General features: G+C 75.1%; 5 protein-coding genes. 1 reads left to right on the forward strand and 4 read right to left on the reverse strand.

The genetic code is table 11. From position 1 onward, the window contains the following. Both ACSNOB_RS11440 and ACSNOB_RS11445 read right to left on the reverse strand, forming a co-directional pair. The coding region (locus ACSNOB_RS11440; RefSeq protein ID WP_436686647.1) for an SDR family NAD(P)-dependent oxidoreductase at positions 1–7309 on the reverse strand (7309 nt) is incomplete at its 3' end. Positions 7310–7352: 43 nt separating this feature from the next. Continuing rightward, entirely contained in the window at positions 7353–12920 is a 5568-nt protein-coding gene (locus tag ACSNOB_RS11445) for a type I polyketide synthase (protein WP_436686648.1), read from the reverse strand. A 289-nt stretch (positions 12921–13209) separates the two neighbouring features. On the opposite strand from ACSNOB_RS11445, the gene ACSNOB_RS11450 reads away from it, so the two are divergent. Then, positions 13210–13971, forward strand: a complete 762-nt coding sequence (locus ACSNOB_RS11450; protein WP_393112128.1) for a thioesterase II family protein — start codon at positions 13210–13212, stop codon at positions 13969–13971. Positions 13972–14041: 70 nt separating this feature from the next. Here ACSNOB_RS11450 and ACSNOB_RS11455 read toward each other — a convergent pair whose 3' ends face one another. Next, a complete protein-coding gene (locus ACSNOB_RS11455) occupies positions 14042–14929 on the reverse strand; it encodes a class I SAM-dependent methyltransferase (RefSeq protein ID WP_436686649.1) in 888 nt (295 codons plus the stop codon). Positions 14930–14960: 31 nt separating this feature from the next. Beyond that, positions 14961–16535 carry a bifunctional 3-(3-hydroxy-phenyl)propionate/3-hydroxycinnamic acid hydroxylase gene (locus tag ACSNOB_RS11460; RefSeq protein WP_436686650.1) on the reverse strand — a complete coding sequence of 525 codons (1575 nt, stop codon included), beginning with the start codon at positions 16533–16535 and terminating at the stop codon, positions 14961–14963. Positions 16536–16549 lie beyond the last annotated feature (14 nt).

Below are 16549 nucleotides of genomic sequence, written 5' to 3' on the forward strand. Positions count from 1 at the left end.
CCTCGGACGCACCCACCGCCGCCATCACGCCGCCGGCGGGCAGCGCCTGCATCAAGCGGCCCCGCGCGGCCACCAGGGCACACGCGTCCGACAGCGACAGCATCCCCGCCACGTACGCGGCGGTCACCTCACCGATCGAGTGACCGGCGACGAAGTCCGCCCGCACACCCCACGACGACAGCAGCTCCCACAGCGCCACCTCGACCGCGAACAAACCGGCCTGCGCGAAGACGGTCTGGTCCACGAGACCCGCGTCCGCGGTACCCGCCTCCGCGAACACCACCGCGCGCAGCGGACGCGGCAGGTGCGGGTCGATCTCCGCGCACACCGCGTCGAAGGACGCCGCGAAGACGGGGAACGCGTCGTAAAACCCACGACCCATGCCCGCGCGCTGCGAACCCTGCCCGGTGAACAACACCGCCCGACGACCCGCCGACACCACACCCGACGACCGGCCCTCGGCGACCCCGGCCAACCCCGCCGACAACTCCTCGACCGTCGAGCCCCACACCACCGCCCGGTGCTCCAACGCCGCCCTCGTCGTCACCAACGACCACGACACATCCGCCACCGACAGATCGGAACGGTCCCGCACGAACGACGTTAGCCGGGCCGCCTGACCCGCCAGACCCCGCGCCGAGCGCGCCGACACCACCCACGGCACCGGCACCGCGACGGGCGCGACGGGCGCCGGAGCGGACTCCGGCTCCCCCTGCTCGATGATCACGTGGGCGTTGGTGCCGGAGATGCCGAACGACGACACCCCCGCCCGACGCGGACGCCCCACCACCGGCCACTCCCGCGCCTGCGTCACCAACTCCACCGCACCCGACGACCAATCCACATGCGACGACGGCGCATCCACGTGCAACGTCGCCGGCACCACACCCGCCCGCATCGCCATGACCATCTTGATCACACCGGCCACCCCGGCGGCCGCCTGCGTGTGACCGATGTTCGACTTCACCGACCCGAGGAGCAGCGGCTCGTCCCGCCCCTGCCCGTACGTCGCCAACAGCGCCTGCGCCTCAATCGGGTCACCCAACGTGGTACCCGTACCGTGCGCCTCCACCACGTCCACGTCCCCGACGTCCAACCGGGCGTTGGCGAGCGCCTGCCGGATCACCCGCTGCTGCGACGGACCATTCGGCGCCGTCAACCCGTTCGACGCCCCGTCCTGGTTCACCGCCGTACCCCGCACCACAGCCAGAACCCGCCGGCCCTCCCGCCGCGCGTCCGACAACCGCTGCACCAGCAGCACGCCCACGCCCTCGGACCAACCGGTGCCGTCCGCCGTGTCGGAGAAGGACTTGCACCGGCCGTCGGGTGCCATGCCCCGCTGCCGGGAGAAGTCGATGAACGTCTCGGGGGTCGCCATGACGGTGACGCCGCCGGCGAGGGCCAGGTCGCACTCGCCGGACCGCAGGGCCTGCACCGCCAGGTGCAACGCCACCAACGACGACGAACACGCCGTGTCCACCGTCACCGCCGGCCCCTCGAAACCGAACGAGTACGCCACCCGACCCGACAGCACGCTGCTCGCCGTGCCCACGCCGAGGTAGCCGTCGAGGGTCTCCGGCACGTCGGTCAGCCCGGCGGCGTGGTTGTGGTACATCATTCCGGCGAACACGCCGACCGGCCGGCCCCGCAGCGCGAGCGGGTCGATCCGGGCGTCCTCGATCGCTTCCCACGAGGTCTCCAGCAGCAGCCGCTGCTGCGGGTCCATGGCGAGGGCCTCGTGCGGCGAGATCTTGAACAGGTCGGCGTCGAAGTCACCGGCGTCGACCAGGAAGCCGCCCTCGCGGGCGTAGCTGCTGCCCCGGCGCGCGCCGGACGGGTCGTACAGCTCCTCGACGTCCCACCCCCGGTCGGCGGGGAAGTCGGTGATGCCGTCCCCGCCGGCGACGAGGAGGTCCCACAGCTGCTCCGGGGAGCGTACGCCGCCGGGGTAGCGGCAGCTCATGCCGACAATCGCGATCGGCTCGTCGAGCGCCGCGACGGCGGCGACCGGGGCCGGCAGCGGGCCGGCGTCCGTGCCGGTCTCGGCGTCCAGGTGGTCGGCCAGGGCGAGCGGCGTCGGGTGGTCGAACACCAGGGTGGCCGGCAGCCGCAGGCCGGTCACCGCGCCCAGCCGGTTCCGCAGCTCGACGGCGGTCAGCGAGTCGAACCCCAGCTCGGTGAAGGGGCGGCCGGCCTCGACGGCGGCGGCGTCGGCGTACCCGAGCACCGCCGCGACCTGGTCGAGGACGAGCCGCAGCAGGGCCGCGGCGCGCTCCTCGCGGTCGAGCCCGGCCAACTGCTCGGCCAGCGCGGTGGTCCCGGCCGGACCGGTGCGCGCGGCGCGGCGGCGGGGCGCGCGGACCAGCCCACGCAGGACCGGCGGCAGGGTTCCCGCCTCGGCCTGGGCGCGCAGCGCCGGGCCGTCCAGCGTCATCGGCACCGCCACCGGCCGGCCGGTGAGCAGGGCGGCGTCGAAGAGGGCGAGGCCGTCCGCCTGCGGGAGGGGCCGCACGCCCGCGCGGGCCAGCCGGTCGGTGTCGGCGCGGTCGAGGCCGGCGGTCATGCCGCCACCGGACTCGGCCCACGGCCCCCAGGCCAGGGAGAGCGCCGGGCGGCCCGCGGCCCGCCGCCGGTGCGCGAGCGCGTCGAGGTAGGCGTTGGCCGCCGCGTAGTTGGCCTGGCCGGGGCTGCCCGTCACGCCGGCCGCCGAGGAGTAGGTGACGAAGAGGCGCAGGTCCAGCCCGGCGGTCAGCTCGTGCAGGTGCGCGGCGGCGTCCACCTTGGGCCGGAGCACGTCGGAGAGGGATTCGGCGGTGAGCGCGGCCAGGGTGCGGTCGGCGAGCACGCCGGCGGTGTGCACGACGCCGGTCAGTGGGTGGGCCGGGTCGATCCGGCCCAGCAGCGCGGCCAGGGCGTCCCGGTCGGCGGCGTCGCACGCCTCGACCGTCGCGCTCGCGCCCAGGTCGGCCAGCTCGGCGAGCAGGTCGGCGACGCCGTCCGCGTCGGCGCCGCGCCGGCTGGTCAGCAGCAGGTGGCGGACCCCGTGCCGGGTGACCAGGTGGCGGGCGGTCAGCGCGCCCAGAGCGCCGGTGCCGCCGGTGACCAGGACCGTGCCGTCCGGGTCGAGCGCCGGTGCCGGGGCGTCGGATTCCGGGGCGGCGACGAGCCGGGGCACCCGGACCACGCCGTCGCGCACCGCCGCCTGCGGCTCGTCGGCCGACAGCAGGCCGGCGAGGGCGGACGCGGAGCTGTCCCGGTCGTCGACGTCGACGAGCAGGAACCGGCCGGGGTGCTCGGCCTGCGCGGAGCGGAGCAGACCCCAGACGGCCGCGCCGGCCAGGTCCGCCACCTCGGCGTCGTCGTCCACGGCGACGGCACCGCGGGTGAGCACCACCAGCCGGGATCCGCCGGTGTGCCGCTCGGCGGCGAGCCAGCCCTGGAGCACGCCGAGGACCTCGGCGAGCAGGTCGTGGACCAAGCCGGCGCCGGCTGCGGCGGTGCCGGCCACCGGGTACAGCACGACGTCGGGCACCCCGGCGTCGACCAGCGTGTCGAGGTCGGGGTGCCGGGCGGCGGTCACGCCGGCCGGCAGTGGCGCGGGGCGGTCGCCGAGCACGGCCCAGGTCGTGTCGTCCGCCGCGCCGACGCCGCCGGCGTGCCGGGGCCAGTCGAGGCGGAACAGCGAGCGACGCCACGCGGACCCGCCGGGGCTCAGCTCCCCGGCCGGCAGGGGCCGCAGCACCAGGGACCCGACCCGGGCGACCGGCTCGCCGGCGGCGTCCGCGACCAGCATGGCCACCGTGTCCGGGCCGGTGGGGGTGAGCCGCACCCGCAGCGCGTCGGCGCCGTGGGCGGAGAGCGTGACGGCGGCCCAGGAGAACGGCAGCCGGGCCTGGCCGGGGTCGACGATGCCCAGCCCGACCGCCTGCACGGCGGCGTCGAGCAGCGCCGGGTGCAGCCCGTACCCGCCGGCCTCGCCGGCCGCCGGCTCGGGCAGCGCCACCTCGGCGTACACGTCGGCGCCGAGCCGCCAGGCGGCGCGCAGCCCCTGGAAGGCCGGGCCGTAGGCGAACCCGGCCTCCGCCGCCCGCCCGGTCAGCTCCGACACGTCGAGGGCGGTGGCCCCGGTCGGCGGCCAGTCCGCCAGCGTGCTGCCGCTCTCCCCCGGGTCGGGGGTGAGCAGGCCGGTGGCGTGCCGTACCCACAGGTCGTCGGTGCCGGACCGGCGGGCGTGGACGGTGAGCTGCCACGCGTCGCCGCCGGCCCGTTCGGCGGCGACCTGCACGTCGAGGCCGCCGGTCTCCGGCAGCACCAGCGGCGCCTCCAGGGTCAGCTCGGCGAGCCGGTCGGCGCCGACCTCCGCGCCGGCCCGCAGCGCCAGCTCCACGAACCCGGTGCCGGGGAAGAGCACCACGTCGCGTACGGCGTGCTCGGCCAGCCAGGGCTGGCTCTGCACCGACAGCCGGCCGGTGAGGGTCACCTCGTCGCCGTCGGCCGAGCGGAACACCGCGCCGAGCAGCGGGTGGCCGGTCGGGGTCAGCCCGGCGGCGGTCACGTCGGCGGCCTGCGGCAGGGGCAGCAGCCAGTAGTGCTCGCGCTGGAACGCGTACGTGGGCAGGTCGACCGGCTCGGGCGGGCCGTCGAACAGGGCGGCCCAGTTCACGGGCACGCCCCGGGACCAGACGGTGGCGGCGGCGGCCAGCGCGGTCGCCGCCTCGTCGGAGTCGGCGCGCAGCACCGGGGCGCAGACCACCTGGTCCGAGCCGACGATCTCCTGGGTCAGCGCGGAGAGCACCCCGCCCGGGCCCACCTCGACGTACGCGCCGACGCCGAGGTCGCGCAGGGTGGCGACGGCCGCGTCGAAGCGGACGGTGTCGCGGACGTTGCGCAGCCAGTACGCCGGGGAGGCGACCTCGTCGGGCGCGAGCACCGCGCCGGTCACGGTGGAGACCACGGGGATCCGCGGGGCGGCGAAGGTCAGCTGCCCGAGCACGTCGGCGAACGCGTCGAGCATCGGTTCCATCCGGGCGGAGTGGAACGCGTGGCTGACCCGCAGCCGCCTGGTGTTCCGGCCCAGGGCGGTGAAGTGCCCGGCGACCGCCAGCACGGCGTCCTCGGCGCCGGAGACGACGACGGACTCCGGGCCGTTGACGGCGGCCAGTCCGGCGCCGGCCGCCTCGACGGCGGTGTCCAGGTGCTGGCGCACCTCCGCCTCGGTGGCGCGGATCGACACCATCGCGCCGCCGGCGGGCAGCGCCTGCATCAGGGTGCCCCGGGCGGCGACCAGGCGGGCGGCGTCCGGCAGCGACAGCACGCCCGCGACGTGCGCGGCGGCCACCTCGCCGACCGAGTGCCCGGCCACGAAGTCCGGCACGACGCCCCAGGACTCGACGAGCCGGTAGGCGGCCACCTCGACGGCGAACAGCGCCGCCTGGGCGTAGCCGGTGCGGTCGAGCACCTCGGCGGGACCGTCGAGCACGCCGCGCAGGGGCCGGTCGAGGTGCCGGTCCAGTTCGGCGCAGGCGGCGTCGAAGGCCGCGGCGAAGACCGGGAACGCGGCGTACAACCGCCGGCCCATCCCGGTCCGCTGGGCGCCCTGCCCGGTGCAGAGCACGGCGACGCGGGTGGGGCTGGCGACCCCGCGCCGCACGGACGCCGCCGGGACGCCGTCGGCCAGCGCGGTGAGCCCGGCGACCAGCTCGTCCCGGTCGGTCCCGAGCACCACGGCGCGGTGTTCCAGGGCGGACCGGCCGGCGGCCAGGGTCCGACCCACCGCGGCCGGCGCGGCGTCGGGGTGGTCGGCGAGCCAGGAGCGCAACCGGTCGGCCTGGGCGGTGAGCGCGGCGGCGCTGCGCGCGGAGACCACCCAGGGCAGCGGCTCGGGCCCGGTCACGGTGTCGGCCCCCGCGTCCGGCTGCGGCGCGGGCGGGGCGGCCTCGACGATGACGTGGGCGTTGGTTCCGCTGACGCCGAAGGAGGAGACCCCGGCCCGCATCGGCCGGGACCCGCGCGGCCACGGGCGCGGCTCGCGGAGCAGGCTCACCGCGCCGGCCGACCAGTCGACGTGCGGGGACGGCTCGTCGACGTGCAGGGTCCTCGGCAGGACGCCGTGCCGCATCGCCATGACCATCTTGATCACCCCGGCGACCCCGGCGGCGGCCTGGGTGTGCCCGAGGTTGGACTTGATCGAGCCGAGCCACAGGGGCTGGTCGGCGGCCCGGTCCCGGCCGTACGTGGCGAGCAGCGCCTGCGCCTCGATGGGGTCGCCGAGCCGGGTGCCGGTGCCGTGGGCCTCCACCGCGTCCACGTCGGCCGGGGAGAGCCGGGCGTTCGCGAGGGCCTGGCGGATCACCCGCTGCTGCGACGGGCCGTGCGGGGCGGTGAGGCCGTTCGACGCGCCGTCCTGGTTGACGGCGCTGCCGCGCACCACGGCGAGCACCCGGTGGCCGTGGCGCTGGGCGTCGGAGAGCCGTTCCAGCAGCAGCAGCCCCGCGCCCTCGCTCCAGCCGGTGCCGTCGGCGGCGGCGGCGAAGGACTTGCACCGCCCGTCCGGGGAGAGGCCCCGCTGGCGGCTGAAGCCGATGAACGTGTCAGGGCTGGACATGACGGTGACGCCGCCGGCGAGCGCGAGCGTGCACTCGCCGGAGCGCAGGGCCTGCACGGCGAGGTGCAGCGCCACCAGCGAGGACGAGCAGGCGGTGTCGACGGTCACCGCCGGGCCCTCGAACCCGAAGGTGTACGCGATCCGGCCGGAGACGACGCTGCCGTGGTTGCCGGTGCCGACGAACGCCTCGACCTCCTCCGGCACTCCGTTCAGGCGGGAGACGTAGTCGTGGTACATGACGCCGGTGAAGACGCCGGTCCGGCTGCCCTTGAGCGAGTCGGCGGCGATGCCGGCCCGTTCGACGGCCTCCCAGGCGACCTCCAGCAGCAGCCGCTGCTGCGGGTCCATCGCCAGCGCCTCACGGGGGGAGATGCCGAAGAACGCGCCGTCGAACTCGCCGGCGTCGTGCAGGAAGCCGCCCTCCCGGGTGTACGACTTGCCGTGCGCGTCCGGGTCGGGGTCGTAGAGGTTCTCCACGTCCCAGCCCCGGTCGGCCGGGAACGTCGTGACGGCGTCGGTGCCGGACTCGACCAGCCGCCACAGCGCCTCGGGGGTGTCCACCCCGCCCGGGTAGCGACAGCTCATCCCCACGATCGCGATGGGCTCGTGGTTCTGCTCGTCGATGGCCCTCAGGCGTTCGCTGGTCTCGTGCAGGTCAGCGGTGACGCGCTTGAGGTACTCGCGGAGCTTGGCTTCGTTCGCCATCGGTTGATCACCTGTCGCTAAGGGGCAAGCGGCGGACTCGTGGTCAGGATCGGCCGAACTTCTGGTCGATGAAGTCGAACAGCTCGTCGTCCGAGGCGTCGTCGATGGCCTGGCTGACGTCGGCCGGCCGGTCGGTGGCGTCGCTCCACCTGGTGACCAGCGCCCGGAGGCGGACCGCCACGGCGCTCCGGGTCTCGTCGTCGCCGGCGAGCCGTTCCAGCTCGTCCGGCCCGGTCGCGGCGAACGCGGCCTCCAGCCGGTCCAGCTCGGCCAGCAGGTCCGACGCGGGCGCGGGCGGCGCGATGTCGGCCAGCAGGAAGTCGGCCAGCGCCGCGGGCGTGGGGCAGTCGAAGATCAGGCTCGCCGGCAGCCGGATCCCGGTGACGGAGGTCAGCCGGTTGCGCAGTTCCACCGCGGTCAGCGAGTCGAAGCCGAGGCCGGTGAACGTCTGCCCGGAGGGGATGACGGTGGCCGGCGGGTAGCCGAGCACGTCGACGACCTGCGCCTTGACGAGGTCCTCCACCAGCCGGCTGCGATCGGCCTCCGGCGTGCCGGCCAGCCGTCGGGCGAAGGACGGCCCGCCCTCGGCGCCGCCGTCGGCGACGCGCCGCCGGGCCCGGACCAGGCCGCGCAGCGGCGCCGCGAGCTGGCCGGCGTCGGACCGGCGGCGCAGCGCGGCGAGGTCGAGCAGCGCCGGCACGAGGTGCGGGCGGCCGCCGCGCAGGCTGGCGTCGAACAGGCGCAGCGCCTGGCCGGTGTCGAGCGGGCGGAGGCCGTTGCGGCTCATCCGCTGGCGCTGGGCGTCGTCGAGCCCGCCGGTCATCCCGCTGGCCTCGGCCCAGAGGCCCCAGGCCAGCGCGGTGGCGGCGAGACCCGAGGCGCGCCGCTGGTGGGCCAGACCGTCCAGGAACGCGTTCGCGGCGGCGTAGTTGCCCTGTCCGGGGCCGCCGAGGACGCCGGCGACCGACGAGAAGAGGACGAACATCGACAGGTTCCGCCCCCGGGTCAGCTCGTGCAGGCGCCAGGCGGCGTCGGCCTTGGCGGCCAGCACGGTGGACAACCGCTCCGGCGTCAGCGCCGACACCACCGCGTCGTCGAGGACGCCGGCGGCGTGCACGACCCCGGTGAGCGGGTGCTCGGCGGGGACACCGGCCAGCAGGGCGGCGAGGCTGTCCGGGTCCGCCACGTCGCCGGCCACCAGCCGGACCTGCGCGCCCAGCGCGGACAGCGCGCTCAGCAGCTCCGCCGCGCCGGGGGCGTCCGGCCCTCGCCGGCTGACCAGCAGCAGGTGGCGCACCTTGTGCGCGGCGACCAGGTGTCGGGCCAGCAGGCCACCGAGCGCGCCGGTGGCGCCGGTGACCAGGACCGTGCCGTGGGGGTCGGGTTCGGCGCCCAGCGCCGCGTCGAGGGCGGCGGGCACGAGCCGGGGCGCCAGCACCCGGTCGCCCCGGATCGCCAGCTGGGGTTCGCCGGTGGCGACCGCGCGGGCCACCAGCTCGACCGGACCCGCGGTCCCGGCGGGCTCCGGTCGCTGCGCCTCGTCGAGGTCCACGAGCACGAAGCGGTCGGGGTGCTCCGCCTGGGCCGAGCGCAGCAGGCCCCAGACCGCCGCGCCGGGCAGGTCGGTCACCCGGCCGGCGTCCCCGGCGGGGACGGCCCCGCGGGTCAGCACGACCAGCCGCCGGTCCGCCAGCCGGTCGTCGGCGAGCCAGCCCTGCACGGCGGTCAGCACGGTGGCGAGCCGGGCCCGGGTGGCGGTGGGGACCGGGTCGCCCTCGTCGTCGGCGTACGCCGCGAGCAGCACCAGCTCCGGGTCGAGCCGGCCGGAGTCGACCGCCTCGGCCAGCTCGGTGAGCCCGAGCCTGTCGAGGCCGGCCGGGCCGGTCGGGGCGTCGCCGAGGAGCACCGCGCGGGCGGTCGCCGGGGCGCCCAGCGGCACGCTCTGCCAGGCGACGTCGAACAGCGAGTCGACGTCCGCACCGGCGCCGCGTACCTGGTCGGCGGTGACCGGGCGGGAGACCAGCGAGCCGATCCGGGCGACGGGGGCGCCGGCCGGGTCGGTCAGGGTCAGGGTGACCCCGCCGCCGCTGCGCCGGGCCCGCACCCGCAGCGCGGTCGCGCCGACCGCCGAGAGGGTGACGCCGGTCCAGGCGAAGGGCAGGCGTACGCCCGATGCCTCCGCGTCCTCGTCGAGGAGGCCGACGACGTGCAACGCCGCGTCCAGCAGGGCAGGGTGGATGCCGAAGCCGGCGACCTCGGTGCCGTCGGGCACCGCCACCTCGGCGCACACCTCGTCACCGGTACGCCAGACCGCGCGCAGGCCGCGGAAGACCGGGCCGTACTCGACGCCGAGGCGGGACAGCTCGGCGTAGACGGTGTCGACCGCGACGCCGGCGGCGGGCGTGGGCGGCCAGGGCGCCGGGTCGGGCCCGTCGGGGTGCGGTGCGGCGGGTGAGAGGATCCCCGTCGCGTGGCGGTCCCATTCCCCGTCCGGGTCGGCTGCGGCCCGGGAGTGGATGGTGACCGGTCGGCGGCCCTCCTCGTCCGCCGCCCCCAACTTGACCTGCACCGCCCGGGCGCCCTGCTCGGGCAGCGCCAGCGGCGCCTCCAGCGTCAGCTCGTCCAGCGCGTCGCAGCCGACCTGGGCGCCCGCGTGCAGGACCATCTCGACCAGAGCGGCGCCCGGCACCACCACCGAGTCCCAGACGACGTGTTCGGCGAGCCACGGCTGGGTCTGCGCGGAAAGCTCGGTGCCGAAGATCCGGACGTCGTCGTCGGCCACCCGCACGGCGGCCCCGAGCATGGCGTGGTCGACGGCGTGGACACCGAGGCCGGGGGTCGCGACGCCAGCGGTCGCGGCGGCGTTGAGCCAGTAGCGCTGGTGGTCGAAGGCGTACGTGGGCAGGTCGACCGCGCGGGGCCGCGCCCCGGTGCCGGTGAGGTAGCCGGCCCAGTCGACGTGGCCGCCGGTGACGTAGCGCTCGGCCAGGGCGGTGAGCAGCGTGTCGACCTCGGGGTGACCGGCGCGCAGCGTGGCGGTGAACCGGACGTCGCCAGCCGCCTCGACGCAGTCCTGCGCCATCGCGGTCAGTACGGCGTCGGGGCCGACCTCCAGGAAGTGCGTCACGTCCTGGAGGTGGAGGGTCCGTACCGCGTCGGCGAACCGCACCGGCTGCCGCACGTGCCGCACCCAGTAGCCGGGGTCGGTGATGTCCCCGGCGTCCGCGACCGCGCCCGTCACGTTCGACACCACCGGAATCCTCGGCGGCTGCCAGTCCAGCCCCGCCACCACCGACGCGAACTCGTCCAGCATCGGATCCATCAACCGCGAGTGGAACGCGTGACTGACCACGAGTTCCTTGACCCGCCAGCCCCGCTCACGACCCGCCGCCACCACCGACGCGACCTCGCCGGCGACACCCGACACCACCACCGACGCCGGACCATTCACCGCCGCGACATCCACCGCCACGGCCGACGCCTCGATGACCTCCCGCACCGCATCCTCGGACGCACCCACCGCCGCCATCACGCCCCCGGCGGGCAGCGCCTGCATCAAACGGCCCCGCGCGGCCACCAGGACACACGCGTCCGACAGCGACAGCATCCCCGCCACGTACGCCGCCGTCACCTCACCGATCGAGTGACCGGCGACGAAGTCCGCCCGCACACCCCACGACGACAGCAACTCCCACAACGCCACCTCGACCGCGAACAAACCCGCCTGCGCGAACACCGTCTGACCCAACAGGCCGGCATCAGTGCTGCCCGACTCGGCGAACACCACCTCCCGCAACGGACGCGGCAACAGCGGATCCAATTCGCCGCACACCGCGTCGAAGGACGCCGCGAACACCGGGAACGCGTCGTACAACCCACGACCCATCCCGGCGCGCTGCGAACCCTGGCCGGTGAACAGCACCGCCCGACGACCCGCCGACACCACACCCGACACCGCCGACCGGCCCTCGGCGACCCCGGCCAACCCCGCCGACAACTCCTCGACCGTCGAGCCCCACACCACCGCCCGGTGCTCCAGAGCGGCCCGCGTCGTCGCCAACGACCAGGACACATCCGCCACCGACACGTCAGACCGGTCCCGCACGAACGACGTTAGCCGGGCCGCCTGACCCGCCAGACCCCGCTCCGAGCGCGCCGACACCACCCACGGCACCGGCAGCCCCACCGGCACCCCCACCACATGCACCGCGCCGGCCTCGGACTCCGGCTCCGGCTCCGGCTGCTCCAGGACCACGTGGGCGTTGGTGCCGGAGATGCCGAACGACGACACCCCCGCCCGACGCGGACGCCCCACCACCGGCCACTCCCGCGCCTGCGTCACCAACTCCACCGCACCCGACGACCAATCCACATGCGACGACGGCGCATCGACGTGCAACGTCGCCGGCACCACACCCGCCCGCATCGACAGGATCATCTTGATCACGCCGGCCACCCCGGCGGCCGCCTGCGTGTGACCGATGTTCGACTTCACCGACCCCAACAACAGCGGCTCATCCCGCCCCTGCCCGTACGTCGCCAACAGCGCCTGCGCCTCAATCGGGTCACCCAACGTGGTACCCGTACCGTGCGCCTCCACCACGTCCACGTCACCGGCCGACAACCCCGCCGACGCGAGCGCCTGCCGGATCACCCGCTGCTGCGACGGACCATTCGGCGCCGTCAACCCGTTCGACGCCCCGTCCTGGTTCACCGCCGTACCCCGCACCACCGCCAGAACCCGCCGACCCTCGCGCCGCGCGTCCGACAACCGCTGCACCAGTAGCACGCCCACGCCCTCGGCGAGCGCCGTGCCGTCCGCGGCCTCGGCGAACGCCCGGCACCGGGCCACCGGCGAGAGGTTGCCCTGCCGGGTGAAGTCGACGAAGACCGCCGGGGTCGGCATCACGGTGACGCCGCCGGCCAGGGCCAGGTCGCACTCCCCCGACCGCAGCGCCTGCACCGCCAGGTGCAACGCCACCAACGACGACGAACACGCCGTGTCCACCGTCACCGCCGGCCCCTCGAAACCGAACGAGTACGCCACCCGACCCGACGCGATGCTGCCCGCGTTGCCGAGGCCCAGGTAGTCCTCCGCCCCCGCCGGTGGGGACTCCGGTGGGTGGGCGTACCCGCTGTGGGTCATGCCGGCGAAGACCCCGACGCGGGCGCCCTTCAGGCTGGTCGGGTCGATGCCGGCGGACTCGACCGCCTCCCAGGACGTCTCCAGCAGCAGCCGCTGCTGCGGGTCCATGGCGAGCGCCTCACGCGGCGAAACCCCGAACAGCCGGGCGTCGAAGTCGGCGGCGTCGGGCAGGAAGCCGCCCTCCCGCACCGAGGACGTGCCCGGCCGGGACCGCCCGGGGTCGTAGAGCGTGTCCAGGTCCCAGCCACGGTCGGTCGGGAAGGAGGTGATGGCGTCCCCGCCGGCCGCGACGAGGTCCCACAGCTCCTCGGCCGTCCGCACCCCGCCCGGGAAACGGCAGCCGGTGCCGACGATCGCGATCGGCTGCTGCGCCTCGGCCTCGACGTCGCGGAGCCGTTGCCGGGTCCGCCGCAGGTCGGCGGTGACTCTCTTCAGGTAATCCCGGAGCTTGTCTTCGGTGTCCATCAACCCAGCCCATCGCGATGCACGGCGGAGACTCGGCGTAAGCGACGGTACGAATGCGCAGAAGTCTCAGGCGACACCTGTATCTGTCGTTCGGCTCGCTCGGCCGAGAGCCACGAGGATCCCCATCTGCGGGGAGAAGTTATTGGTGCGCGCGAGCGCGGACAACCCCTAACCAGGCGGCTGGCCAGCTAGGGGTGTCCGGTCCCGACCCCGTCGCACTAGCGTCGCCTCGACCGGGTCTGCGTTCGGCCCGGTCGGGAACTCCAGCCGCCGGGAAGGACCGCCGAGGATGACCACGCCAGATATCGACAACGGCCTGTGGGTGCGACGTTTCCACCCGGCGCCGGGTGGCGCCAGACGGCTGGTGTGTCTGCCCCACGCCGGCGGCTCGGCCAGCTTCTACTTCCCCGTCTCCCGCAGCCTCTCCCCCGCCGTCGAGGTGCTGGCGATCCAGTACCCGGGCCGGCAGGACCGCCGCCACGAGCCGTGCGTCGGCGACATCCACCAGCTCGCGCGGGAGGTCTTCACCGTGCTGCGGCCGTGGCTGGACGAGCCGGTGGCCATCTTCGGGCACAGCATGGGGGCCAGCGTCGGCTTCGAGCTGGCCCGGCTGATCGAGCAGGACGGCGGCGCGGCCGCGCACCTGTTCGCGTCCGGGCGTCGTGCGCCGTCGCAGGCGCGGCACGAGACCGTGCATCTGCTGGACGACGAGGGCCTGCTGGCCGACGTACGGAAGCTGAGCGGCACCAACCCGGCCGTCCTCGGCGACCAGGAGATGCTGCGGGCCGCGCTGCCGGCGATCCGCAGCGACTACCGGGCCGCGGAGACGTACACCTACCGGCCCGGTCCGCCGCTGAGCTGCCCGATCACGGTCTTCACCGGCGACGACGACCCGAAGACGACGGTCGAGGAGGCCCGCGCCTGGTCGACCCACACCACGGGGCCGTTCGACCTCAAGGTCTATCCGGGCGGGCACTTCTTCCTGGCCGAGCACCAGGCGGCGGTCCTGCGGGCGATCTCGACCGCCCTGACCGCGGCGCCGGCCATCTGATCCTGACGCGACGAGGGGCCCGTCCACCGGTGTCACGACCGGTCGGCGGGCCCCTCGTCCGTGGGCGGTGTCACCGCTTGTGGCCGACCGCGATCACGTAGTCGAGCTGCGCCAGCTCGCGCTTCATCAGGTCCTGGTTCTTCCAGTGCGCGGCCATGCTCTTGCGCACGGCGGGCTTGACCACGGCGCGGAACTCGGGGTCGTTGGTCCGGTCGGCCATGTACCGCCGCCAGCCCTCCCAGGTCTGGTCCTTGATCGACTGGACCTCCGGGTTGGCGAAGCCGGCCTCGACGAGCTCCTGCCGGTACGTGTCCCGGTCGTGCCAGTTCTCCTTCGGGATGCTGAACTTGACGAAACTCAGCGGGCCCGACTGGATGGCCGCCCGGACCACGTCGGCGCTGACCGGGATGATGTCGGCCGTGGCCAGCACGCCGCCCGGGCGCAGCACCCGCAGCGCCTCGGCGAAGAACGCGCTGCGCGGGTAGAAGTGGAAGGCGGACTCCAGGGCCACCACCCGGTCGAAGGTGTTGTCCTCGAAGGGCAGTTCGGTCGCGCTGCCCAGGCGGAAGTCGGTCCGGTCCGCCAAGCCCTCCGCGCGCGCCCGGCGCTGCGCCGCCTCGACGTGGTGCGGGGTGATGTTGAGGCCGTACACCTTGCCGACCCGGCGCTCGCGCAGCCACTTGAAGTCCTGGTCGGCGTAGCCGAAGCCGACGTCGAGGACGGTGTCGTCGGGCTTGAGCCCGGCGGCGTCGGCCAGCTTGTCGGCCAGCGCCTCGGCCGCGGTATCGAGGTCGGTCGCCCCGTCGGCCCAGTAGCCGACGTTCATGTAGTGGGTGCGGCGGGCCGCGAACTCCACGTCGGGCGACTGGATCTCGTAGAAGCGCCGGACCCGGGTGACGGGGTCGGCGGTGAAGACTGTGCGGATCGCCCGGCCGGCGATCTTCAGGTTCTCGAACATATGGATTTCCTTCCGGTGGGTGGAATGCTGATCAGCCCCGCCGGACCTGCTGGCGCAGGTCCTCGACGAGCGCGCGCACACCGGCCGGGTCAGCGGCGGTGCCGAAGACGTAGAAGTCGGGCCGGACGAGCACCGCCACGGCGTCGTACCGCTTGAGGTGGGACAGGTAGACGTCGTCGAGGTCGAACGCGGTCAGCGCGCCCGGTCCGGCGGCGGGGGCGCCGGCGGGGAGCATCCGGACGACCCGGGCGTCGAGGGAGTCCAGGAAGGCGCGGGCGTCGGCGTCGAGCAGCCCGTCGGGATCCTCGGCGCAGACCAGGGCGAAGCCGGTGCCGACGACCTCGTCGAAGAGCCCGGACCGGCCGTCGACCTGCACCTGCCCCTGCGGCATCGGCGCGCCGGCGCCGGACGCGGCGGCCTCGTCGGCCCGGCCGTGCAGGATCCCGCCGACCAGCGGCTCCAGCAGCGACCGGGTCCGGGGCCGGGTGGTCCGGCGGCGCAGTTCGGCGAGCATGACGGCGTCCCGGCCGGCCGCGGCGGTGCGGTCGGTCTCGCAGATCACCGTGCCCGAGTCCATGGACATCCGGATGGCGTGCTGCACGTGGGCGCAGCGCTCCTCCTGGTAGGTGTCCAGCAGGGCCTCGCCGGCGAGGCCGCGGTGCACCAGGTCGAGCTTCCAGGCGAGGTTGAGCGCGTCCCGGAAGCCCGAACTCATCCCCTGCCCCATGAACGGCGGCATCACGTGCGCCGCGTCACCGGCGATGAGGATCCGGCCGCAGCGCCAGCGGTCGGCCGAGCACGCCTGGGTGGTGTAGACGCCGTACCGCTCCAGGGTCGCGTTGTCGGGTGTGATGTCGAAGAGGCCGAGCAGCCGCCAGACGCTCTCGACGCTCTCGAACTCCTCGCGGCTCTCCCCCGGCACCCGCATGAACTCCCACCGCCGGTGCCCCGGCCCGGCCGACACCGCGGTGCGGGGCCGCGCCGGGTCGCAGACCTGGAGGTTGTTCGGCTTGAACTCGCGGGCCTCGTGCGGCACCACGTCGCAGACCAGCCAGTCGTACGTGAAGCCGAGGTCGGTGACGCCGCTGCCCAGGTGCTCGCGGACGAAGCTGTTGGCCCCGTCGCAGCCGACCACCCACCGGGCCGCGCGGACCTCCTCGCCGTCCGGCCCGGCGATGGTGACCTCGACCCGGTCGTCGTGCTCGGCCAGGCCGGTCACCTGGTACGGGCGCAGCACGGTGACGCCCGGCAGCTCCGTCGCCCGCTCGGCGAGCAGCGCCTCGAGGCCCGGCTGGTAGAAGGAGACGGAGTCGGGCCAGCCCATCGGGCCGTCGCCCGTCACCTTCACGTGCAGCAGGGTCCGGCCGAAGCCGTTCTTGAACGTGTACTCCCCCGACGACTCCACCACCGGACCCAGCCGGTCGGCGACCCCGGCGGCGGCCAGGATCCGGCTCGCCTCGCCGTCGTACGACACGGCGCGCGGGAAGTTGTACGGCGTGGCCCACCGCTCGACCGCCGTGACGGTGAGACCCCGCTGCGCCAGCAGGATCGTGAGCATCTCGCCCACCGGGCCGTAGCCCACGATCAGCACGTCGGTCATCAGCATCGGTATCGGTTCCT

Origin of the sequence: Micromonospora sp. URMC 106 (assembly GCF_051386395.1) — a bacterium.
Lineage (GTDB): Bacteria > Actinomycetota > Actinomycetes > Mycobacteriales > Micromonosporaceae > Micromonospora.